The following is a 21,352-nucleotide window of genomic DNA, read 5'->3' as shown; positions in this document are numbered from 1 at the left end:
TGGTTTGCCCATGCACAGCGACATCCAGATGGGCGCTTGCTACATCTACGCCAACAAATTGGGTAGCTTGTTGGATCTTCATCGTACAAAATACGAGTGCCGGGGTGGGCCCTGCTGTCGGCGTGAGCTTGCAAGAATTGGAGATCGAGACTGCATCGTGCAGGTGACGTCGCCAGGTTCCTTATCGTCGCTCGGCGCAGGGATGGGGTGCTGACTCAGTAAGTCGGTCCATTGGGTCTAATGCAATGGCCGATGCCCGTCGATGTCCCTCCATCCCGGCTCCTCGCCCTTTCTTCATGGTTGGTTGATGGAAACCAAACCATACAAGCCTGTCGAAGCGTTGCGCAAGGTTTCGACAAGCTCAACCCGAACGGCGTTTATCTTTCAACGCCACTCACCGATTGACCGATTGACCGATTGACCGATTGACCGAAACTATAGAACCTTAGAAGGTGTGATCGGAAAATACATCACCGGTCCGGATCAATAAGCACTCGTAGAGTTCGGCGAATCCGGTTTTTCCGGTTCGTCGAGCCGCTCGCTCAGCCCTAAGGCGGCTTGGGTGGCTGAGGCCACGGCTTCGGCTGCCTTCAAGGCCGACTGCTCACGCTCTTCCTTTGACCAAAGCGTAAATGCCGCAGGGCCAGGCTGATCAGGCGGTTCCTCCTGCTCAGCATCGGAGTCCACCGCGTCCACTTGGCCAAAATCCAGACGCAAGGGGTCTCCATAGTCACGCCGCACATTAATACTGCTTTTCTGGCCGACGGCGCTGAGGTTGCGCTTAAGCCAGCGCTGTGCCGATTCCGAGCCCAATGTAAACAGCTTTTCCACCGTGGCACGTTGCGGCGAGACTTTGGTGGCAGGCGGCAACTCCAGCATGGCCTTGCCACCATCAATGCGGTGCAACCGGATCTGCTTGAGCCCTTCATCCGCCACACCCTTCTCCACCATGTCATTGATGAGGGCAATGGTGCGCATCTGCGCAATCAAGCTGGCGTTGAAGGTGATGTCGTTCACGCGATCAATGATCTCTGCCGCTGTTGTTGGACGGCCAGGCTGGCGCAGCGGGTTGATCTGCACAAGCAGTACATCGTTGGTATCGCATTGCTCAATCAGTGGAGCAAAAGCTGGGTTGCCAGAATAGCCACCATCCCAATATTGCCGCCCGTCTATCTCGGGCGCCTGGAACATCATGGGCAGGCATGCTGAGGCCATCACCGCCTGGGCCGTCAAGCGTTTGCCGGTGAAGATTTCGGCGCGCCCGGTTTCTACATCTGTCGCGCCCACAAAAACCTTAAGGGATTTCAGCCTCGCCAGCAACTCAAAGTCGATTGCGGATTCAATCAGTTTTCGCAGCGGGTTGTAATCCAGCGGGTTCGATTGATAAGGCGACACCCGCCCCAGAGCGCTGGGCAGCGCGCCCATCATCAAACGGGCGAGTCGGCCCGGGCCCTCGCTGATTTCGCCCATGACCATGACCTTGTTCCACACGTTGGCCAGGGACGCTCGCGCGCCCTCGCCTGGATCGGCCCCGGTCTCTTGCGCGCTGGCCCACCCGTGAGCGAGGGCTACGGCGTTGAGCGCGCCGGCGCTGGTGCCGCTGATGCCATCAATAGCCAGCCGGCCATCGGCAAGCAAGGCGTCAAGCACCCCCCAGGTAAACGCACCGTGGGCACCACCGCCTTGCAATGCGAGATTGATCTGCTTTTTTTCTTCCATGATTGCAAGTGAACCACAGACAGGTGACAAAAATTAGGGGGCGCTCCCTACTCCGCCTCAGCTAAAGACTAGGGTTTGCAGCCGCGCCGACGCTTATCTACGCGCTAAGGCCTGACTGCTTGGCCGACTTCTCACGTGCTGCGTCGCGAAGGTGCAAGCGCATGAAATCGGCGGCGGCATCGCGTTGGTCGGTCAGCAGAAGATCGATCAAGGTCAGGTGTTCCTTGCAGCGCAGCGCAGCGGCGGACCGGTTCACGGCCTTGCCGTATTCCATCAGCCTGCGCAAACGATTCAAACGGCGCAACGCCTCCAGGATGAACACATTGCCCGAAGACGTGGCAATGATTTCATGCAGACGAGTGTTGGCGTCAAAGAGCTGAGCCGGAGAAGCCCATTCCACGGCGCCATCTACAAGCGCTTGCTGTTCAGCTCTGCATTTCACGAGCCCTTCCCGGTCAAGCCGGTAAGTGGGCTCCAGAAGCCCGGCGGGCTCCAGCAGGATACGCATGCGATAGCCTTGGTCATAGGCCGCTGAAGAATTCAGTATGGGGAGAAACTGCCAACCATGGCCAGGCAGGCGCTCAATCCACCCCTCTTGAGTGATGCGCCGCAGCACATCTCCCAGTTGGCTGCGGGTGAGCCCGTAGCGGCGCATCAATTCATTCTCAGTGACGCGCTCGGGCAAGGCGCCGCTAAGCCGGTCTTCCGCGATCTTCAGATAGATGGGCTCGTCCTCATCCGCTGGCGGTAGTGCGGGCTCGTTAGCGTTGTCCCGCGCCGCCGAAACCGCATAGCCACCTTCAGGCCGAGCGACGATCACGCCACGCTGCGCCAGGATCTGCAAGGCTTCGCGCACAGGAGAGCGCGAGACACGAAAACGGGTTGCCAGGCTTCGCTCCGGCAAGGCCGTGCCCTCTGCCACGTTGTCCTGACGGAGCCAGAGTTCGGCGTTGTTAGCGAGCTGTTCCGCGAGACTGACTCGGCTCATTGTTTACGAGATGTGCAACAGAAAGATGAATGGTAGCGCGCAAGCTGTGGCTCGCCAGTTTCTCGCCATGAGGGCGCAAGGCCCGAGTCACGTCATGAACGCGTTCTTAAAAACCATACAAGCGCGCAGCGTTGTCCACCAGGATGCGTTGGAATGTTCCAGCATCTCCGGCCCAGGTGCGCAGCAGATCAAGCGAAGCGCCGTCATCAATCAGACGGAACGGCTCGACCTGACTTAAGTCTCCACCACGATTCGTGGAGCTGCCGGTGTGCGGCCAATCCGATGCCCACACCAGATTGTGGGGGGCTGTCTCAATGTATCTGTGCGCGAACGGTGCCAGATCCTCGTAACCCGGCAGCTTGGAAGCGCGGTAAGGAGCGGATAGCTTCACGTAGGCATGATCATTGGCGATAAGCTCAAGCACGGAAGAAAACCCCGGCTGCGCCAAGCCTCTTTCGGCCTTTATGCCACCGAAGTGATCCAACACCACAGGCGTATGTGCCTGTGCAATGAGGTCTGCAACGCTTGCGATGACGCTGGCATCCGCATAGATCTGGATAGACCATCCGGGTGACTCCACGACCTGAAACGCCTCAGTAAGCAAAGCCTTTGCCTTGGCTGGGCTCTGCTCGCCCTTGACCTCCAGATTCAGCCGGATAGACCGGACCCCCGCCGCATGCAAGCCATCGATTTCAGAGGCAGTGATACGCGGCAAATCAATCACGGCGACACCCCGAGCACGGGCGGTGCTCAGCTGACGCAGCGCATCCAACAGGCAGCTGTTATCAGTTCCGTACCCGCTGGGCTGCACCAAGACGATTCGGTCGATCCCAAGGCGACGCTCAAACGCCAACAGATCAGCGGTGACTGCGGCTGCCGGGGTGTAGGTTCGCTCGGTCGCATAGGGAAAACGCACCGGATCGAATATGTGCACGTGGCAATCGCAACTGCCAGCCGGCAACGCAGCGCCCGGGGGTCGAATGTGGTCGATCGTGACACCGGAAAGCACGGTTGAAGCGGCGCCGGCTTTCACTTGACCGCTCGGGGAGTCCGCCCCCGACAGTCTTGTATTCATGGCAATTTTCTCCAGAAATGTCGGCTGCAACCCAGGAGTTTGGGACATACGGCCTTGCGCAATCATACGATGGCACCGGATCTATAAATTCATACAAAACCATAAAATCCACCTATAACTAGGGTAAACCCCTGTATTTACATAGTCATCATGGTATTTTATGATTCCATAAACCCAACCATTCACCGCGAACAGAACCACCTCGTTCAGCCACAGGAAAGCTCATGACCTCCTCCACTCCAGCCCTCCGGGCTGCTGTACTGCGCCCTTCGGACCTGCCCAATCACGATCGTGGCGGAGGTGCCAGCACCATTGCATTGGTCGGCCCGTCTTGCGGCGCGTCGTCATTCATCAACGGCATTACCTCGTTCGCGCCAGGTACCAAGATTCCATTCCACAGCCACAACTGCGAAGAGAGCGTCATGCTTCTCGCGGGTGACGCCATGTTGGACATCGAAGGCCAGGAATCAGTGCGGCTACAACCACTGGACACAACCTGGCTTCCACCGAACCTGCCGCACCGCTTTCGCAATCTTTCAGACACCGAGCCGATGAAGATCCTCTGGATCTACGCCCGAGTCGACGCCACTCGCACGCTCCAGGAAACGGGACAGACGAACTTCGTTTCCGCAGAGCACGGCAAAAAGTCCTAGGAACGCTCTGCGCAAATCGCTCCAGCCATTCATATTCAATAAATAAAGAGGACACATCCATGCATCGCCGTCAACTCACGCTCAGCGCCATCGCCCTGCTCTGCGCTTCACCGTTCATCGCCAGCGCACAGACCTACCCTGAAAAACCAGTCACGATCATCGTGCCATTTCAAGCCGGTGGCGGCAGCGACAACATCGCTCGCCTGATCGCCACCAAGCTGACGGAAAAGACAGGCAAGACGTTCATCATCGACAACCGGGGCGGTGGTGGAACCAACATAGGAAACGAGGCTGCAGCACGGGCCAATCCTGATGGTTACACCCTGCTGCTCGGCCAGTTCACCTTGTCGGTGAACCCTCATCTCTACAACAACCTGCGCTATAAGGCCGATGGCTTTGCGCCTGTGGTGCATATCGCCAACGCGCCAACGGTACTGATCGTTCCAAGCAACTCCCCCATTAAAGATGTGGCGGGTCTCACGGCTTCGGCGAAAGCAAATCCTGGAAAACTGAACTATGGATCCGGTGGTTCGGGTACATCGGTCCATTTGGCCGGAGAGCTCTTCAAGCTCACCACGCAAACCGACATGACCCACATTCCCTACAAGGGCAGTGCTCCGGCCATGACGGATCTCATCGGTGGCCAGATACAGATGATGTTTGACACATCAACTTCGGCGATTTCGTTTGTCAAAGGCGGAAAAGTGCGCGCCATTGGCATGGCCGCAGATCAACGCCTGAAGGTGCTGCCGGATGTACCTACTTTTGCTGAACAAGGTATGAAAGACTTTGACGTACCCGCCTGGTACGGTTTTGTGGCACCAGCTGGCACACCAGCACCTGTGGTTCAGTGGCTCAACACCCAGGTCAACGCCGTTCTGAAAGACCCGGCGGTCGTCACTCTGCTAGACGGCATCGGCGCCATCGGCGTGGGTGGCACTCCCCAACAAATGGGAGAGTTCATGAAGGCGCAATCTGCAAGGTGGGCCCGAGTCATCAAAGAGTCGAACATCAAGCTTGAGTAGTCCCCGCGACACAGTGAAGTTGCTATCAAGAAATTATCAAGAAATTAGAAGGATTCATGATGAGATTGCTCGTTCTCCCTGGTGACGGCATTGGCCCCGAAATAGTCGCGGCCGCCGTCCAAGTGCTCAAGGCCGCAGACGCCAAATTCAAGCTCGGTTTCGATTACGACTACGATGAAGTTGGCTTTGCTTCGCTGGACAAACACGGCACCACGCTCAGGGACGAAACCCTGCAAAACGCTCGGAGCTACGACGGCATCATCCTTGGCACCCAATCGCATGCAGACTATCCACGTCCTGAAAAAGGCGGCCACAATATATCGTCCGCTTTTCGAGTGAAGCTGGATCTCTACGCCAACGTACGGCCCGCGCGCACCCGCCCTTTCCTGCCCTCCAACATGAAGGCCGGCAAAACCATGGATCTCGTGATCATGCGCGAGGCGACGGAAGGCTTCTACCCAGACAGGAACATGGCTATGGGTTGGGGGGAAATGATGCCGTCTCCCGACATGGCCATTTCAGTGCGCAAGATCACTCGCCACTGCAGCGAACGCATCGCGCGCCGTGCCTTTGAGCTCGCGATGAAGCGAAGCAAGAAGGTCACGGCCATTCACAAAGCCAACAGCTTTCACATGACCGACGGCCTCTTCCTGGAAGCCGTTAGAACCGTGGCCAAGGAGTTCCCAGAGGTCCAACTCGACGATCTGCTCGTAGACGCCTCAACTGCGTATTTGGTGCGCAACCCAGAACGGTTTGACGTGCTGGTGGCCGAAAACTTCTATGCGGACATCCTGTCGGATCTCGCCTCCGAGCTATCCGGCAGCCTGGGGCTAGCCGGCTCGATCATGGCGGGCGACGCCCTGTGCTGCGCTCAAGCCCAGCACGGCTCCGCACCAGATATCCAGGGGCAGGACAAGGCCAACCCGGTGTCCATGATTCTTTCGGTCGCCATGCTGGCGCACTGGCTCGGCGAGCGGCACAACTCTGATGCGTTAATGAATGCGGCCAAAGCCATTGAAGCTGCAGTGGATACCACGCTTGAAAACCCTGCATATCGCACCGCCGACCTGGGCGGAACGCTCGGGTGCAAAGCGTTCGGTGAGCGCGTAGCTGCTGCACTTTGAGAGCAGCAGAAACTTGTCGTCGATAGAAGTAGCCGGCCATATATGGACCGCAGTGCCAACACTCTTTCGATCCGGCTCTTCGCATAGCAGGGAAATTAATGGCGTCACAAGCTGCTGGTCCTATTGAATGCTGAATCGCGCTTAATCGATAAACACCGTTCGGGCTGAGCTTGTCGAAGTCTCGCGCGGCGCTTCGACAAGCTCAGCGTGAACGGTTTATGGTTTTCAAGGCAAATTAGCTTAAGCCTCTCCGTAGAACGGTATTGGCCCTAATTCCCCGTTGCGCTACCGACGCTCTAAGTCCGACCGGCCCCAAGGCAACCTATTTGCAGAAATATTGACATGACACGATCTATCACGACCATCGATCCCACCACCGGGCAGCCACTGGCCACCTACGAAGGCTGGGATCAGACCGGCATCAACCAAGCGGTGGACGCTGCGCACGCCGCCGCTAAAGTCTGGGGCCAACAAGCCTTGGAAGTACGCACCAATGCGGCGCGGCGGCTGGCAGAACACTTGCGCGCCCAGAAAGACCGTTTCGCACGCCTCATCACTTCAGAGATGGGAAAGCCACTGGGCGAAGCTGCGGGGGAGATGGAAAAGTCCGCGGTCACCGCGCTCTACTACGCAGACAATGCGCCTCATCTCCTGGCAGACGAAAAAGTGGATATCGAGGGCGCAGCCGCCTGGGTCAGCTACGAACCCATAGGCTTGGTGTTGGCCGTGATGCCCTGGAATTTCCCCGTTTGGCAGGTCATGCGCTTCGCGCTCCCGGCCATCGTGTCGGGCAACGGCATTTTGCTCAAGCATTCGCCCAATGTGACCGGATGCGCTCTTGCCTTGCAGCAACTTTTCGAAGAAGCAGGCCTGCCCAAGCACCTGCTGACGACGCTGCTGATCGCAGAATCTGAAGTCCCCGCCGAGATCGAGCGCCTGATCGCTGACGACCGTATCGCGGCCGTGACCCTCACTGGGTCCAACCGCGCTGGCGCCGCCGTAGGTTCAGCCGCTGGCCGAGCATCTAAAAAGTCCGTTCTGGAGCTTGGTGGCTCTGATGCCTTCGTGGTGCTCGATGACGCTAACGTTCCTGCGGCCGCTGAAGCGGCTGTCAAAGCGCGTTTTCAGAACGCGGGGCAAAGCTGCGTCTGCGCCAAGCGGTTCATCGTTTCCGAGAAGGTGGCGGCAGAGTTCACCCAACGGTTTGTCGAAGGCACTCGCGCACTCTCGGTAGGAGACCCCACCGCAGCGTCGACCCGAATGGGCCCCATGGCACGCTCCGATCTGCGCGACGCCCTGCAGCGGCAGATCGACCAATCGGTGGCGGCAGGTGGAAAACTTCTGATCGGAGGGCGCGCTCGCCAAGGAGATGGCTTTTACTTCGAACCCACCATCATCGCTAACGCACAGCCCGGCATGGCCGTTTTCGATGAAGAGACATTTGGCCCAGTGGCAGCCATTACCGTGGCGCGTGATGACGGACACGCCATTGAACTGGCCAACGCCACAGCCTTTGGCCTCTCGCTCAGCATCTGGACCGCATCAGCGGAACACGGCGTGCGAGTAGCCAAGCAAATCACTTCAGGGGCAGCGTTCATCAATGCCATCACGGCTTCAGACGCACGCGTTCCCTTCGGAGGAACGAAAAAGTCCGGTTATGGACGTGAGCTCGCCGCCGCCGGGGTACGGGAGTTTTCCAACATAAGAACCTATTGGGCTGCTCTCGCCTCTTGAAGTCCAGCATGGCTGGCGCTTATCAAGCGCCGCGTCGACAGGCGCCAGAAGTGATGCCAGGGGAAACTGCACGCTTGCCCTCGCCTCTTCAGGGACACAATCAGCGTGGTGCACTCTGCATGCCCCAAAAACATTGCGCCAGCGTATGAGCTGGCGCAATGCTTACAAGGAGTTGTTCACTGCCTCAGACTCAAAATTCATGCAACCATTCCAACGTGCGATGGTCACATGAACTCTCGACCACCATCACTTGCGGCCGCGCAACCTCAGGCCCGCGAAACCAGCCAGGAAGGTGGAAAGCAGCAGCAGCATGAGAGGAGTTCCGACTGGAACAGCAGTCACGACTGGAGCAGGTGCGCCAAACCTCACGGTGGAGGGCTGAGGAGGCGTCAGACCTTGGGAAACGATGTTGTCAGGGCCGTTGACATAGGATCCCGCGCTAGCTGAAGTGACATTTACCGTCATCGTGCAGTAGGTGGAGCCAGTGTTCAAATTACCGGTCACAGCAACAGTCGAGCCTCCGGCCACAGCCGTCACAGAGCCACTGTCGCAAGTAGTCGATGTCGCAGGAGGCGTAGCCACCACCAAGCCTGCTGGAAGCGTGTCTGTGAATGACCAGCCAGGTTTTGACCCCAGTTCGCTGGTATTCGTGACTGTAAAGGTCAGTGTGGACGTAGCGTTCACCATCACCGAAGTCGGCGAGAAAGACTTGTCCAGCGCAGGACTGACGTCCAACAATTCAACGTTATCAAAGGCATGGTCGTTACCACCGCCGCCGCCATTTATATTGCGCATGCGAATACCAGCGGACGAGCCTGTAATGATCACGCCGCCGCTGGTATATGTATCAACTCGGGCACCAGCTGTCTCGCCTATGTCGCCAACACCAGCAGGTGCTGTACCTATTGCAGGCGTATCGATCAGCGTATAGCTATTAGGTCCGTTGGCACCAGTACATCCGTTGATCACAGCACCGGCATTGAGCACCGTAGCGCCATCCAGCAACTGGAATTGAAGGTACGGAGCCGAGGCTCTCGCGCAGTTCAGTGCGCCCACATCAATTCTGGCTGCGATGAAACGACCAGGATGGGGTAGCGCAATAGGATTATTCGACTGGAACTCGATCAGGTTGGCGGCAGGACTATTGGATGTGTAGGCCGACACGGCGTAATTGCCCCACGCAGTCGTCGGGTTCTTGAACTGACCCAGAGCCCATGCAATTTGCTGGGTCTGATTCCACTCTGTCTGACCGCTGCAAGCTGCGGTCTGACCAAATGAGCCAGCAGCAGCCTCATTGCCTGAGGACATCAAGCCGTTGCAACCTGCCAGCCACGCAGCGTCGGCACTGTAAGTCTCTCCTCCCCCACCTGTATATCCGGTCAGGAGCATACCGTTGGCGGGAGGCACGATATTCTGAAAATCTTCAAAAAATATGAGCGTAGGAGCCTGAGGCACCTGAGGCACTGCGTTCGCCGCGCTGGCGGCGAGCAAACTGCAGCCGCCCACCACGCAGAGGCTCAACCAATGCACAAGACGCGACGGTGTAAGACGTAGCACTTCCGGGGAAACCATTCCATTGCGTCTCATTGCCCAACTCCTGTGTGACATGCAAAAAATTACATTTTATTCTCCAGGCCATTTTAGAGAGTGCCAGTTAGTTCACATATTTCGCACACATGTCTCTATAACGAGACAAAATCACCCTAACCAAGGATCATAGAGCTGAATTTTCGAAGCAAGCAGACGACGTGCTGGCAAATCAACGAATGGGCAGGTGCAACCTGAAGCCATAAACCAATGACTCAAGCAATAATTCCAAACACTTCTATTTGTAGAATAAATCAATTTTCATTAGCATGAAAGACTTCATTTTTTCACTATCTGTTTGTTGAAATTCGATTTGGACGTTGAATTTTCGCAGCGGCGTGCGTTTGAAATTACGAATCGATCTAAGAGTTTTTTTCCTGGAGTTTTAGAAAAAGCAAGTTACCAAACGTTTCTGTAATTTACCAAACAAAAGTCGAGCACTAGGTGCCCAAAAAAGCTGACAAAAACGAAAGACGGAAAAAAAGGTGCTTGAATGCAAGCACCTTCCGTAGCCAAACCACGTCCTGAGGAGGCAGCTAACCGCGAGCAAAATGGCGTAGTTCGCCCCTGCCCAGTCAAGTCGAAGCTACGCCACAGCCTCAGCCACTTTTTTGGCAGAAGCGCGCGCGCGTACGCGAGCACTATGTGCCGCCACACGGGGAAACTCGGCGATATCCACGCCATCACTTTCCAGCCAACCCGCCATGGTGTAGAGGTAACCATCGGCCACGGTGAATTGATCACCCATGACCCAGGGCTTGTCGCCAAGGTAGTGGGTCTCGATCACGGTAAAGCACTCGCGCATGTTCTGAGGCACCTTGGCGCGCATGGAGGCCTGTGCGGCTTCGTCGTCTGCCCAGCGAGAAGCACGTGGCCTGTGCGCATGAGAGATATGCACAGTAGAAGCCAGGTAGGCGTTGAATTCCTGCATATGCGCCAAGGCGAACGGATCGTTCAGAGGCGCAAGGTTGGCTTGCGGGTGGGTTTGTGCCACATAGAGCAGCAAGGCGGGGACTTCGGTCAGCACACCTTGGGGAGTGACTAAGGCCGGCACGCGGCTTTTCGGATTGATGGCCAGGTACTCTGGGCTACGTTGCTCGTTCGCGGCAAAGCTAAGCGTTTTTAGCGTGAAATCAGCGCCCGCTTCATACAAGGCGATCAACACTGCCTGAGCGCAAGTTCCGGGTACGAAGTACAGCGTGGTATCAGATTTAGTCATGTTTTGCTCCTCAATTTATAGATAAAAACGAATCTACTCGGCTGCCGCACGCAGCGTCTCAACAACGGGCCTGCGCAGCACCTCACGCAGCCCCCACCAACCAGCAGCCAGAGCCAGCACGGCGCCTGCGACGCTGCCAGCCACCAGCACCCAGGGTGAGGCTGTCCATTGGAAATCGAAGGCATAGCGTGCCATCGCCCAGCCCACCACAATGGCTACCGAGCTGGCCAGAAACCCTGCGAGCAGGCCCACGCCCACCAATTCGGCACGTTGCACGCCGCCAAGCAACTTTCCGCTCGCACCCACGGCGCGCATGATGGCAAACTCCCGCGCCCGCTCCTCACGTGTCGCAGTCACGGCGGCAAACAGCACGATGAGGCCCGCCACCAGCGTGAAGCCAAAGAGAAACTCCACGGCGCGGATGACCTGATCAAGTACACGCTGTACCTGAGCCAGGGTCGCACTCATATCTACGTTGGTCACGTTGGGAAACTGCCTGACCAGCGCGTTGTCAAAGCCCTGTTGCGCTGGGGCTCGGAACGCCGCCAGGTACGTGATGGGTAAATCAGCCAGTTGCGCCACGGGGAACATCACGAAGAAATTGGCGTGCATGGAGCTCCAGTCCACTTTACGCAGCGATGTAATGCGCGCTTCAACAGGCATGCCGCCGATGTCAAACCGCAGGCTATCTCCCATCTTGAGGCCCAGGGTCTCGGCAATGCCCTCCTCGACGCTGATCGCGCCTGCTTCGCCCTCTACCCAGCGTCCGGCAGTTACCTCGTTGTGCACTGGTTTTTCGAGCGCGTTCGACAGATTGAATTCCCGATCGACCAGCCGCTTGGCCCGGTCTTCGGTGAAGCTATCAGGCGATGTATCTTTGCCGTTGATGGCGATCAGCCTGCCGCGGAACATGGGATACCAATCGAGCGTCTCCACGCCCGCGCCTTTCAAGTTGGCGCGAAAAGCGTCACCTTGCTCCGGCATGATGTTGATCACGAAACGGTTTGGCGCGTCCGCTGGTGTGGCCTGGCGCCAACTGCTCACAAGGTCTGTGCGCAGCAAAACCAGCAACACCAAGGCAAGCAGCCCCACAGCCAGGCTGCTGACCTGCACCATGGCATACGCTGGCCTGGCTGAAATCTGGCGAGTGGCCAATACCAACCAGCGCGGTGCCGTAGCCTCGTTCACCACACGGCGCAGCAGTTTGACCGCGCCCCAGGAAAGGAGTGCGAACACAGCCACCGCACCTGCGAAACCACCCACCGCGATCAGCCCCAGCTGTAAGTCAGAGCTGACCGCCAGAAGCAGCGCAGCGAAGCCCGCCACGCCCAACCCCAGCACCGCCAGTGAAGCCGGCCGCAGCGCGCCCACATCGCGCCGGATCACCCGCAACGGCGGTACTTGCGCCAGTTGAAGTACCGGCGGCAAACCAAACGCCACCAGCAACGTCAAGCCAATACCCACCCCAAAAACCGCCGGCCAGAAGCTCGCCGCCGGCAGTGCCGCATCCACCAGGCCCGAAAGCATGGAAACGAATACGTAATGCACCGCGTAGCCCAGAGCGACACCTACTGCGCTGGAGGCAAGCCCCGCGAGCAAGAATTCGATGGTGTAAGCGCCTGCAATCGTGCGCTGAGGCAAACCCAGCACGCGCAGCATGGCGCAGTCATTAAGATGCCGAGAAGCGAAACCACGCGCTGCCAACGCCACCGCCACGGCAGAGAGCAAGGCTGCCAGGAGTGCTACGAGATTCAGGAATTTCTCAGCGCGGTCGAGCGTCTGGCGCATTTCCGGGCGCCCGCCCTCCAGGGATTCGAGCCGCACCCCGTGAACGCCGGGGGTTTTCAACTGCGCATCAGCCCAGTCTTGATAGCGTTTAACCGCTGTATCGTTACCCGCTAGTGCCAGCCGGTACGTAATGCGGCTGGCCGGCTGCACCAGATTGGTCGCAGGCAGATCGGCCTCGTTGAGCATCACACGCGGCGCGAAACTCATAAAGCCGCCGCCCCGATCCGGCTCCAATGTGATCACCCGCGTGATGCGCAGGCTGCCATCACCCAGCAGCAAGGCATCGCCCACCTTGAGGTTCAGAGCCTCGAGCAGCGGCGCTTCGACCCAGGTTTCCCCGCGCGCCGGGATCTCACGCGTGGTCGCTCCCACCGTATCTTGTGAAGTTTGCGCCACCCGCAGGCTGCCTCGCAGGGGATAGCCCGGGCTGACTGCTTTCAGCGCCACAAGCCGAGTAGCACCACCTTGCTCGTCCCCCGCGCGGCCCATGGTCGGAAAACCAAGGGTCAGCGCGCTCTGCAGGCCCAGCTTTTCGGCCTCCTTTTGCCACGCTTCGGCAGGAGGATTGTCGCTGACCACCACCGCATCGCCACCCAGTAGCTGACGTGCATCCCTTTGCAGGCCGGATTGCAGCCTGTCAGAGAAAAAGCCCACGCCTGTGAGCGCAGCGACGGCCAGGGTAACGGCCACCATGAGCAGGCGTAACTCGCCCGAGCGAAGATCACGCCAAAGGGTTCGCCAACCCAGAGCGGAAGCGGAAGAATTCATCATTGGACGTAACCTTATCGCAAATGCCGAATGGACCTCGGGTAAAGGGCATGCAGCACGAGATCGTGAGCTGCAACTATCGCGGCAGCTTTCTAACCTCGTGCACGCGCTTCAAACTCGCGGCGCAATTCCTTGCGGGCGACCGCCTCCTTGAAACGGCGCTTCTCATCAGAGCTGAATGGCCGAAGCGGGGTCACGGGCACGGGCTTGTTGCTCTCATCCACGGAGACCATGGTGAAAAAGCACGAATTCACATGCCGAGCTTCTTGAGTACGAATGTTCTCAGCCACCACCTTGATGCCAATTTCCATGGAGGACGTCCCCGTATGGTTGACAGAGGCCAAAAACGTCACCAGTTCACCAACGTAAATGGGCTGCCGAAAAACCACCTGATCAACCGACATGGTCACGACATAACGAGCCGCGTAACGCGAGGCGCAAGCGTACGCCACCTGGTCGAGCAGCTTCAAGATGGTGCCGCCATGTACATTGCCTGAAAAATTGGCCGTATCAGGCGTCATCAGAACAGTCATCGAAAGCTGGTGTGCGGGCATGTTCATGGTCGTCTCCATTGGATGTCAGGTACGCCGAAACGGCGAGCGCTCCTGCAGGTTTTCCATATAGTTTTCAACACCCTCGCCCTCACGCTCCAGGAAACGCTCCACCGCGTCGGAAAAAGCCGGGTGAGCCAGCCAATGTGCGCTATGGGTGCGAACCGGCATCAGGGCGCGGGCCATTTTGTGTTCACCTTGCGCGCCACCCTCGAAGCTCTCGACTCCGTGAGCAATACACCACTCGATGGGCTGGTAGTAGCACGCCTCGAAATGCAGGCTGTCTACCCGTTCCAGTGCACCCCAATATCGGCCGTAAGCCACCGCAGGAGAGCCGGCCTCGCCCAACACCCGGGCATCTCCGGTGCTCACAGCGATCAGGCTGGTCGCCATAGGCTGGCCGTCGCGCTCAGCCACGAAGAGCACCCAGTGCTCAGGCATGGAGCTGGCCATCGCAGAGAAAAACTCAGGTGCTAGGTAAGGCGGATTGCCATGCTCAAGATAGGTTCGCTCGTAGCAGCTATAGAAAAACGCCCAATCAGCCTCTGAAATATCCGCTCCACGTGCCCAGCGAAAATGCACACCCGCCTCGCGAACCTTGCGCCGCTCCTGGCGAATTTTCTTGCGCTTTTCCTGCGTCAGGCTGCTCAGAAAATCATCGAAGTCTCTGAATTGACGAGCTTCTGGCGAAACAAGGGCGGAAGTGGAGGCCTCTGCGAGTACCGGCCCCGATGTGGACGCTGGAGCCAGATTTTTCCAATGAAACTGCACCTGATGGCGCTGCAGCAATCCCGCGGCGTCGCAGGCGGCGCGATCGGCCTCGTCACCGAACAACACATGCAGGGAAGAAAGCTCATGCTCACCGCACCAGGCGATCACCGCTCTCACCAGCGCCTCCCGAGCTTGGGCATCTCTGGCCAACAGCCGAGAACCGGGCACAGGCGTGAAAGGAACGGCGATCAGCGCCTTCGGGTAGTAGTTCAACCCGTGCTCTGCGTAAGCATTGGCCCAAGCCCAATCGAACACATATTCCCCGTAAGAATGAGATTTGGCGTAGAGCGGACAGGCGGCGGCCAGTTCATCACCATCCCACAGCAGCATGAAGCGCAGAGCCCATCCCGTACGGGGGACTGCGCTATCACTCTCATGAAGGGCACTCAGATAAGCGTGCCGCATGAAAGGTGTTGGCATGGCTTGGCGCGCCAACAGCGCATCCCATTCCTGGCCGTTCACGCCGGAGGGCTCATCGATGAGTTGGGTACGAAAGCGCGATCGGTGGGGCAAGGGGCGAGCCAAAGATGGATGTGGGGTAGTACGTGCTCAGCGAACACGGAAACGGGAAAAAGGGAATACCCCAAACCCATTTCAGCACTTCAGTTGATAGGGCCGATTATCTCAACGCCGGGGGATTCGTCAGAACCGGACAATTCATGGGCACTTTATATTTAGGGCCAAGCCCACTCCCAGGCCCCAGGGGCATAGATCTTCCATTGCTCTTCTCCGTCATTCTGGCGCAGGCGGGGATCCAGGATTACCTGACGCGACTTGCCCTAAACCACACGCTCGCCAACCCGAATTTCTTAGACTTATCACTAATTGGCTCAGCGATCTGCGAGCGCGGTGCTTATTAACCCTGGATCCCCGCCTGCGCGGGAATGACGGCGAAAGAGATGTGTAGATACCTATGCACAAGCGCCCGTGACTCAAATGCCGGGCTCTCGGGTAAGCCTCTGGCTGCTACCATTCCCTCTTCTAACTCACGACACTGGTATGACTTTAAGAATCTGTGTGGCGCAGCTCAACCTGATCGTCGGCGACATGCAGGGCAATGCGCAGAAGATCATCGAAGCGGCAAAAGCAGCTTATGCGCAGGGTGCGCGCCTGCTGCTCACGCCTGAACTCTCGATCTGCGCTTACATCGCCGAAGATTTGTTTCTGCGCCCTTCCTTCCTTGCGGCCTGCGACGACGCAGTGAAAACCGTCGCCAGGGAAACCGCAGGACTGATCGACATGGCCATCGTGGTCGGGCACCCTGTGGGACACGATCAACGCGGCAAGAGCATCACGGTGTCTCATCGCACCAACTCAGCCAGTGTCCTCAAGAACGGCCGAGTCATAGAAAACTATGCCAAGCGCCAACTACCCAATTACCAGGTATTTGACGAACGGCGCTACTTCGTCCCAGGGCAAGGCACCTGCGTTTTCCAGGCCGGAGACATCAGTGTGGGCTTGTTGATCTGCGAAGACGCCTGGTTCGATGAGCCTGCTGAATTGGCCAGAGACGCTGGAGCCGAATTGCTCGCCGTCATTAATGCATCGCCCTTTCATGTGGGCAAGGGCTATGAACGTGAAGCCATGATGGCGGAACGGGCCCATGCCTGCGGATTACCCTTGGTCTATACGCACATGGTGGGTGGTCAGGACGAAGTCGTGTTCGAAGGCCAGTCATTTGCGCTCGCCAGCGATGGCGCCCTGATGGGACGCGCGCCCAGCTTTGAGGAAAAACTCTTTTACGTAGACGTTGAGCGAAAAGAAAACGCCCTCGCTCTAACAGCCGAAACAGCCCGTGCACGGGCACCGGAAGATGACCTGTGGGATGCGCTGGTCATGGGTGTGCGCGACTACATACACAAAAACGGCTTCAAAAGCGTTATTTTGGGACTCTCCGGGGGCATTGATTCGGCCCTGGTGATGGCCATAGCGGTAGATGCCCTGGGCAAAGACATGGTGCACGCGGTCATGATGCCCAGCCCTTACACGGCCAGCATCAGTGTGGAAGATGCCCGCGAAATGGCGCAGCGCATGGATGTGAAATACGACGAGATCTCCATACTTCCAGAGTTCGAGGGCTTCAAGGCCTCCCTGACACCGCTTTTTGGCGGGAAGCCAGAAGATTCAACGGAAGAAAACATCCAGGCCCGGATTCGAGGCGTCATGCTGATGGCGCTTTCCAACAAGCACGGACACCTGGTGCTGACCACAGGCAACAAGAGCGAATACGCCACCGGCTATTGCACGCTCTATGGAGACATGTGTGGGGGTTTCGCACCCATCAAGGACGTTCTGAAAACCAAAGTGTTCGAAATGGCGCGCTGGCGCAATGAGCATGACCCTTACAAAACCGGGGCCAACCCGATTCCGGAGCGCATCATCACCCGTCCGCCCAGTGCCGAGCTGCGGCCCGAGCAGACTGACCAAGACAGCCTCCCCCCTTATGAGGTGCTGGATGCCATCATCGAGCGCTACATGGAAAACGACATGGGCGTGGCTGAGTTGATCGCACAAGGCTTCAAGGCCGAAGATGTGGAGAAAGTAACTCGCCTGATCAAGATGAACGAGTACAAGCGCCGCCAGTCAGCCGAGGGTACCCGAGTGACTCATCGCGGATTCGGCAAGGATTGGCGTTATCCTATTACCAACAAGTTCAGGGCCTGAACACACGTTCGAAGCCCTGCTCTTCCCTGACCTCATTCTTCTGCTTGCTGGAACTACTATGAAACAGATCACCGCCATCATCAAACCTTTCAAGCTCGAAGAAGTCCGCGAAGCCCTGGCCGATGTCGGTGTGACCGGGCTCACCGTCACGGAAGTTAAGGGGTTTGGCCGGCAAAAAGGTCATACCGAGCTTTACCGCGGTGCCGAATATGTGGTCGATTTCCTGCCCAAGGTCAAAATCGAAGTGGTCGTGCCCGATGGCGATGTAGATCGCTGTGTAGACGCCGTCATCAAGGCTGCGCGCACGGGCAAGATTGGTGATGGAAAAATATTCGTAACGCCAGTGGAACGCGTAGTGCGCATTCGCACGGGTGAAGAAGACGACGAAGCAGTCTGAGCCTGCGGGCTCAAAGCTCGCGCGAAAGACCACTACCAAACCAAAGCGTTACTTAAATAAAAATAAGTTTACAGAATCAAACGCAAAGGACTAAACTCGCGCCGTCAGACACCTTCGAAAGGTTGCCATGCGTGCGAATTTCCTGGCCTTTTTTCGGCTGAGCATTGGTTTGCTTTGCTTATTCGGTTTTTCGCAAGCGGCCCTTGCGCAGGCTAACCGCACCTGGGTCTCAGGGGTGGGCGATGATGTCAACCCCTGTTCACGTACGGCACCCTGCAAGACATTTGCGGGCGCTATCAGCAAAACAGGAACTGGCGGAGAAATCAGTGTTCTTGACCCGGGTGGATTTGGCGCCGTTACCATCACAAAATCGATCACCATAGATGGTGGTGGTCAGGTTGCCAGCATAAATGCCCCTGCTCAAAATGCCATTATTGTGAATATAGGAACCGCTGGCGGTACGGTGATCCTCCGCAATATCCAGCTCAATGGCAGCGGCAGCGGTGCTTCTATCAATGGCTTATCTGGCGTGAAGATTCTGGCGGCGGAAAAAGTGCATCTGGATAATGTGCGCATCCAGGGCTTCGCAACAGGAATCGAGCTTGAACCGGCAGCCGCCGGTCCCACCATTAACGTCATGGTGGACAACAGCCGGATTATGAACAACACGGTGGGCATAAAAACCAATACGGCCAAGGCTGTGTTGCGAATCTCTGATAGCACGGTCACGCAAAACGCCACGGGATTAGCTGCCACCTTGGGCGCAAGCATCATCTCCTATAACAACAACAGGCTGTTGGGCAACACCACCGATGGCGCGCCGACACTGACCGTCTACCCACGCTGAAAGCGGAGCGCTCCGCATGAACGCGAACCTGACCCTAAGCCGGCTCCGGCTGGCTAGGTGGATGCCCTTGAAATTCTGGGCCGCAGTATTCTGGCTGGCACTTTTCGTTGTGCTGCCCACCTCCTCCTTCGCCGCACAACTTGCTGCCAACGGCAGTTTCGAGGCCAACAACGGCGCCGCACAACCTGGATTCACCAACTGGACCATCGCCACCCAACCCGGTTCCGCCGGTAGCTTCTACGCACAGACAGGGGTAGTAGGGCCGCTGACCTCAGTGGCAGTGCCAACTCCCCCGCTGGGCACCTTCGCTGCCATGAGCGATCAAACTGGCCCAGGGAGCCTGGTGATGTACCAGGACATCGCGCTGCCCAGTGGACAGCCTGCGATGCTGTCACTTCTTCTGTACGTGCAAAACAGAAATGCTGAGTTTCACTCGCCGCCCACCCTGGACTTCAGTGTCGTACCTAACCAGCAGGTACGCGTAGACGTGATGGATCCCGCCGCCAACCTGTTCGATGTCGGCTCTGGCGTAATTCGACCTCTCTATGCCTCCAGCAGCGCTACGCCGCAGATCAGTAGCGGCTATACCAACCTGAGTGCCAACCTCTCATCGCTTGCTGGCCGCACCGTTCGCCTGCGAATCGCAGTAGCCAACAACCAGCAGGGCTTGAACGTAGGAGTAGACGGTGTCAGCGTTCTAACCGATGCGGCGCTGATACAGACGGTATTGGCCTCTGCGAGCGGCTCACCCCAGACCAATCAGGTGAATCAACCCTTTCCCGTGGCACTATCAGTGCAGTTGACCTCCAGCGGAGCACCTGTGTCTGGGCAGCCGGTCACATTCACTGCACCGAGTTCAGGGCCATCTGGAACATTCGCCGGCAATGCCACGGTGCTTACCAACTCCAGTGGAATCGCTACAGCTCCTACGTTCACCTCGAATGGCACCGTGGGGTCATACACCGTCGTGGCACGTACCGGTCTGATGACTGCGAACTTCTCGCTGACGAATGTGGCGGTTGGTACGCCAACGATCTCCGGTGCGGGCGGCACCCCCCAGGCTGCCCCTGCTGCGAATCCCTTTGCCCTCCCCTTGCAAGCCATAGTCAGGGATGACAACAACCTGCCAGTGGTAGGGGCAGAGGTGACATTCACCATCCCCGCCAGCGGCCGTGGTACGCAGTTCGCCGATGGCGGGTTGACCGCCACCAGCACCACCGGATCAGACGGTAGAGCCGTGTCTCCGGCTGTCACGGCAGGAGTTCAACCTGGCGTGGTGACGGTCCTCGCGACCACGCTGAGCGCGCCGAATAGCGCGGCCTTCGAATTGACTGTACTGCCCGGCCCGCCAGCCCCGGTTCCAGTCTTACCGCTTTGGGGACTTGGTTTGTTGGGAATGTTGCTCGCCGCCTTTGGTGGCCGGATGCTCAGTCACCGGCGTAGATAAAGGCCCGGACGCAACGCTGCTTCATCGGCGTTGCGCACCGATCATCTCAGGTACCGGCATACCAGCGGATTGCATGGCGGAGCGCAGGCGATCCGGGTAGTCTGAAATGATCCCGTCCACCTTCCAACCAATCAAGCGTTGCATGTCGGCGGGCTCATTCACTGTCCAGGGAATGACCTTCAAACCCAAAGCCTGCGCGGATTTGACGGCGGCCTCATCCAAGGCACCGAAATTTGGCGCCCACACGGCGCCACCTGCAGCTTTGACCATGTGCGCCACTGAAGGATAGTCGGCCAAACGCAAGCCACCAGTCCATGCGGGATCTGCTGCGTTGTCAGTATTTCTCGTTTTAATAGTGAGGTATACGGTAGGAATGCTTGGAGCCTGCTGCTGCACCAGCTTGAGAGTGCGCCAATCGAAGCTCTGGATACTCACGCGCCCGGCCATGCCAGCTTTTTCAATCACCGCCAGGGTAGCGTTAACAAACTCTTCCGGGGAGGCCGTCTCATTAGGTTTGGCCGGGTTGAGTTTGGTTTCTATATTGAACCGCATCTGATCCGCCCCTGCGGCTTGAACGCGTTCAAAAAGCGCGGTGAGCGTGGGTAAAAGCTCACCGTCACTCGCTCTTTGGCCTGGGAAATTGCGTGCTGTGGTGCTGCCATCCTTTGCGCGCCCTATGTCGTAGGACTGCAGTTCCGCGAACGTTTTTCTGTGAATTAAAGGAGCCTGTGTTCCAAGCCAAGCACCGGCAGCATCTCGCGCCATATCGTGCGCCAGGTGAGCGTCATGTGAGATCACCACCATGCCATCAGCCGTCAGGCCAACATCAAGCTCTAACGTGGTCACGCCAACAGCCATCGCTTTGTCAAACGCCGCCATGGTGTTTTCAGGTGCCAGGCCCCGAGCTCCGCGGTGACCTTGCAGGTCAAAAGCGTGTGTGGCAAATGAGAGCACCAAAAGGCTGAGAAGGATGGGTGATTTCATGAGGATTGAAT

The 21,352-nt window shown here is 57.8% G+C and carries 18 protein-coding genes; 9 read left to right on the top strand and 9 right to left on the bottom strand.

Going from position 1 to position 21,352, the window contains the following annotated elements; all coding sequences use genetic code 11:
- Positions 1-214, top strand: a 214-nt coding sequence (locus tag G518_RS40720) for a hypothetical protein (protein ID WP_211231757.1), incomplete at its 5' end; no start/stop codon positions are given.
- 269 nt (positions 215-483) lie between these two features.
- Here G518_RS40720 and G518_RS36560 read toward each other — a convergent pair.
- From G518_RS36560 to G518_RS0123270, 3 genes are all read right to left on the bottom strand, one after another.
- Positions 484-1,719 carry a patatin-like phospholipase family protein gene (locus tag G518_RS36560; RefSeq protein ID WP_084652173.1) on the bottom strand — a complete coding sequence of 412 codons (1,236 nt, stop codon included), beginning with the start codon at positions 1,717-1,719 and terminating at the stop codon, positions 484-486.
- A gap of 97 nt (positions 1,720-1,816) precedes the next feature.
- Positions 1,817-2,707: a GntR family transcriptional regulator gene (locus G518_RS0123275; RefSeq protein WP_028604580.1), complete on the bottom strand. Its 891-nt coding sequence runs from the start codon at positions 2,705-2,707 to the stop codon at positions 1,817-1,819.
- A gap of 106 nt (positions 2,708-2,813) precedes the next feature.
- Positions 2,814-3,782, bottom strand: coding sequence for an amidohydrolase family protein (locus tag G518_RS0123270; protein ID WP_169457997.1), 969 nt, complete (start codon positions 3,780-3,782; stop codon positions 2,814-2,816).
- A 224-nt stretch (positions 3,783-4,006) separates the two neighbouring features.
- On the opposite strand from G518_RS0123270, the gene G518_RS0123265 reads away from it, so the two are divergent.
- The 4 genes from G518_RS0123265 to G518_RS0123250 all read left to right on the top strand — a co-directional run bounded on the left by G518_RS0123265 (position 4,007) and on the right by G518_RS0123250 (position 8,318).
- On the top strand, positions 4,007-4,435 hold the full coding sequence (locus G518_RS0123265) for a cupin domain-containing protein (protein ID WP_028604578.1): 429 nt from the start codon (positions 4,007-4,009) through the stop codon (positions 4,433-4,435).
- A gap of 59 nt (positions 4,436-4,494) precedes the next feature.
- Complete coding sequence (locus tag G518_RS0123260; protein WP_028604577.1) at positions 4,495-5,460, top strand: Bug family tripartite tricarboxylate transporter substrate binding protein; 966 nt, start codon at positions 4,495-4,497, stop codon at positions 5,458-5,460.
- 59 nt (positions 5,461-5,519) lie between these two features.
- Positions 5,520-6,584 (top strand): isocitrate/isopropylmalate dehydrogenase family protein, encoded by a 1,065-nt coding sequence (locus G518_RS0123255; protein ID WP_028604576.1) that lies wholly within the window; start codon positions 5,520-5,522, stop codon positions 6,582-6,584.
- 342 nt (positions 6,585-6,926) lie between these two features.
- On the top strand, positions 6,927-8,318 hold the full coding sequence (locus G518_RS0123250) for an aldehyde dehydrogenase family protein (protein WP_028604575.1): 1,392 nt from the start codon (positions 6,927-6,929) through the stop codon (positions 8,316-8,318).
- A 246-nt stretch (positions 8,319-8,564) separates the two neighbouring features.
- On the opposite strand, the gene G518_RS36555 is transcribed toward G518_RS0123250, so the two are convergent.
- The 5 genes from G518_RS36555 to G518_RS0123225 form a co-directional block, all read right to left on the bottom strand.
- The gene (locus G518_RS36555) at positions 8,565-9,905 is read right to left on the bottom strand and encodes a DUF7933 domain-containing protein (protein ID WP_169457996.1); all 1,341 of its coding nucleotides are present in this window, start codon (positions 9,903-9,905) and stop codon (positions 8,565-8,567) included.
- A gap of 586 nt (positions 9,906-10,491) precedes the next feature.
- Positions 10,492-11,124 carry a glutathione S-transferase family protein gene (locus G518_RS0123240; protein ID WP_028604574.1) on the bottom strand — a complete coding sequence of 211 codons (633 nt, stop codon included), beginning with the start codon at positions 11,122-11,124 and terminating at the stop codon, positions 10,492-10,494.
- Between the two features lie 33 nt (positions 11,125-11,157).
- Positions 11,158-13,680, bottom strand: a complete 2,523-nt coding sequence (locus tag G518_RS0123235) for an ABC transporter permease (RefSeq protein WP_028604573.1) — start codon at positions 13,678-13,680, stop codon at positions 11,158-11,160.
- 92 nt (positions 13,681-13,772) lie between these two features.
- On the bottom strand, positions 13,773-14,240 hold the full coding sequence (locus G518_RS0123230) for an acyl-CoA thioesterase (RefSeq protein WP_028604572.1): 468 nt from the start codon (positions 14,238-14,240) through the stop codon (positions 13,773-13,775).
- Between the two features lie 18 nt (positions 14,241-14,258).
- The gene (locus G518_RS0123225) at positions 14,259-15,422 is read right to left on the bottom strand and encodes a GNAT family N-acetyltransferase (protein WP_156909513.1); all 1,164 of its coding nucleotides are present in this window, start codon (positions 15,420-15,422) and stop codon (positions 14,259-14,261) included.
- 579 nt (positions 15,423-16,001) lie between these two features.
- On the opposite strand from G518_RS0123225, the gene G518_RS0123220 reads away from it, so the two are divergent.
- The 4 genes from G518_RS0123220 (at position 16,002) to G518_RS0123205 (ending at position 20,357) form a co-directional block, all read left to right on the top strand.
- Positions 16,002-17,666, top strand: a complete 1,665-nt coding sequence (locus G518_RS0123220; RefSeq protein WP_028604570.1) for an NAD+ synthase — start codon at positions 16,002-16,004, stop codon at positions 17,664-17,666.
- A 58-nt stretch (positions 17,667-17,724) separates the two neighbouring features.
- Complete coding sequence (locus tag G518_RS0123215; RefSeq protein ID WP_028604569.1) at positions 17,725-18,063, top strand: P-II family nitrogen regulator; 339 nt, start codon at positions 17,725-17,727, stop codon at positions 18,061-18,063.
- Between the two features lie 127 nt (positions 18,064-18,190).
- Positions 18,191-18,910: a right-handed parallel beta-helix repeat-containing protein gene (locus G518_RS0123210; RefSeq protein ID WP_028604568.1), complete on the top strand. Its 720-nt coding sequence runs from the start codon at positions 18,191-18,193 to the stop codon at positions 18,908-18,910.
- Between the two features lie 16 nt (positions 18,911-18,926).
- On the top strand, positions 18,927-20,357 hold the full coding sequence (locus tag G518_RS0123205; RefSeq protein ID WP_036595778.1) for an Ig-like domain-containing protein: 1,431 nt from the start codon (positions 18,927-18,929) through the stop codon (positions 20,355-20,357).
- 21 nt (positions 20,358-20,378) lie between these two features.
- Here the strand turns inward: G518_RS0123205 and G518_RS0123200 are convergent, their stop codons facing one another.
- Positions 20,379-21,341 (bottom strand): glycerophosphodiester phosphodiesterase, encoded by a 963-nt coding sequence (locus G518_RS0123200; RefSeq protein ID WP_028604566.1) that lies wholly within the window; start codon positions 21,339-21,341, stop codon positions 20,379-20,381.
- Between the last annotated feature and the right edge of the window lie 11 nt (positions 21,342-21,352).

It is taken from the genome of Ottowia thiooxydans DSM 14619 (assembly GCF_000422885.1).
In the GTDB taxonomy this organism is placed as follows: Bacteria; Pseudomonadota; Gammaproteobacteria; order Burkholderiales; family Burkholderiaceae_C; genus Ottowia; species Ottowia thiooxydans.
The sequence above is the reverse complement of the archived record's forward strand: the minus strand, read 5'-3'. Positions and strand labels throughout refer to the sequence as shown.

What these genes read in the sequence shown, in the direction of transcription:
- G518_RS36560 (WP_084652173.1), bottom strand. Translation starts at nt 1,719, where the DNA reads ATGGAAGAAAAAAAGCAGATCAATCTCGCATTGCAAGGCGGTGGTGCC.
- G518_RS0123250 (WP_028604575.1), top strand. Translation starts at nt 6,927, where the DNA reads ATGACACGATCTATCACGACCATCGATCCCACCACCGGGCAGCCACTG.
- G518_RS0123205 (WP_036595778.1), top strand. Translation starts at nt 18,927, where the DNA reads ATGAACGCGAACCTGACCCTAAGCCGGCTCCGGCTGGCTAGGTGGATG.
- G518_RS0123235 (WP_028604573.1), bottom strand. Translation starts at nt 13,680, where the DNA reads ATGAATTCTTCCGCTTCCGCTCTGGGTTGGCGAACCCTTTGGCGTGAT.
- G518_RS0123210 (WP_028604568.1), top strand. Translation starts at nt 18,191, where the DNA reads ATGCGTGCGAATTTCCTGGCCTTTTTTCGGCTGAGCATTGGTTTGCTT.
- G518_RS0123270 (WP_169457997.1), bottom strand. Translation starts at nt 3,782, where the DNA reads ATGAATACAAGACTGTCGGGGGCGGACTCCCCGAGCGGTCAAGTGAAA.
- G518_RS0123275 (WP_028604580.1), bottom strand. Translation starts at nt 2,707, where the DNA reads ATGAGCCGAGTCAGTCTCGCGGAACAGCTCGCTAACAACGCCGAACTC.
- G518_RS0123265 (WP_028604578.1), top strand. Translation starts at nt 4,007, where the DNA reads ATGACCTCCTCCACTCCAGCCCTCCGGGCTGCTGTACTGCGCCCTTCG.
- G518_RS0123200 (WP_028604566.1), bottom strand. Translation starts at nt 21,341, where the DNA reads ATGAAATCACCCATCCTTCTCAGCCTTTTGGTGCTCTCATTTGCCACA.
- G518_RS0123260 (WP_028604577.1), top strand. Translation starts at nt 4,495, where the DNA reads ATGCATCGCCGTCAACTCACGCTCAGCGCCATCGCCCTGCTCTGCGCT.
- G518_RS0123240 (WP_028604574.1), bottom strand. Translation starts at nt 11,124, where the DNA reads ATGACTAAATCTGATACCACGCTGTACTTCGTACCCGGAACTTGCGCT.
- G518_RS0123220 (WP_028604570.1), top strand. Translation starts at nt 16,002, where the DNA reads ATGACTTTAAGAATCTGTGTGGCGCAGCTCAACCTGATCGTCGGCGAC.
- G518_RS0123255 (WP_028604576.1), top strand. Translation starts at nt 5,520, where the DNA reads ATGAGATTGCTCGTTCTCCCTGGTGACGGCATTGGCCCCGAAATAGTC.
- G518_RS36555 (WP_169457996.1), bottom strand. Translation starts at nt 9,905, where the DNA reads ATGAGACGCAATGGAATGGTTTCCCCGGAAGTGCTACGTCTTACACCG.
- G518_RS0123215 (WP_028604569.1), top strand. Translation starts at nt 17,725, where the DNA reads ATGAAACAGATCACCGCCATCATCAAACCTTTCAAGCTCGAAGAAGTC.
- G518_RS0123225 (WP_156909513.1), bottom strand. Translation starts at nt 15,422, where the DNA reads ATGCCAACACCTTTCATGCGGCACGCTTATCTGAGTGCCCTTCATGAG.
- G518_RS0123230 (WP_028604572.1), bottom strand. Translation starts at nt 14,240, where the DNA reads ATGAACATGCCCGCACACCAGCTTTCGATGACTGTTCTGATGACGCCT.